We start from the raw sequence: 290 nt of genomic DNA, 5'->3' as shown, positions 1-290 counted from the left end.
TTAAATGGAAGCTTATGAAATTTTTGATTGTTTATTTTACCTAGATTAGCATCTTTTCTTATATTTTTTAAATCTCTTATAATAACTTTTGATATGTCATTTTCTATACAATAATTAGCTATAGTTTTTGTAGCTGAATGAATTAGATGATTGAGTTGTTTTCTTCTTTTATCATAAAGCTTTTTAACTCTTTTAGTTTTTTTAGGATATTTAATACCCTTTGATGTCTGCTGCCTATCGGCGATATTTTGATAATAGCCTATTTTTTTATCAAAATACCTATTTATAGA

Annotated in this window: 1 protein-coding gene; it reads right to left on the bottom strand. The window is 23.8% G+C overall.

What is annotated here, in order from left to right:
- The coding region (locus tag L21TH_RS10315; protein WP_034429901.1) for a transposase at positions 1-290 on the bottom strand (290 nt) is incomplete at both ends.

Origin of the sequence: Caldisalinibacter kiritimatiensis, from assembly GCF_000387765.1 — a bacterium.
Classification (GTDB): Bacteria; Bacillota; Clostridia; order Tissierellales; family Caldisalinibacteraceae; genus Caldisalinibacter; species Caldisalinibacter kiritimatiensis.
The sequence above is the reverse complement of the archived record's forward strand: the minus strand, read 5'-3'. Positions and strand labels throughout refer to the sequence as shown.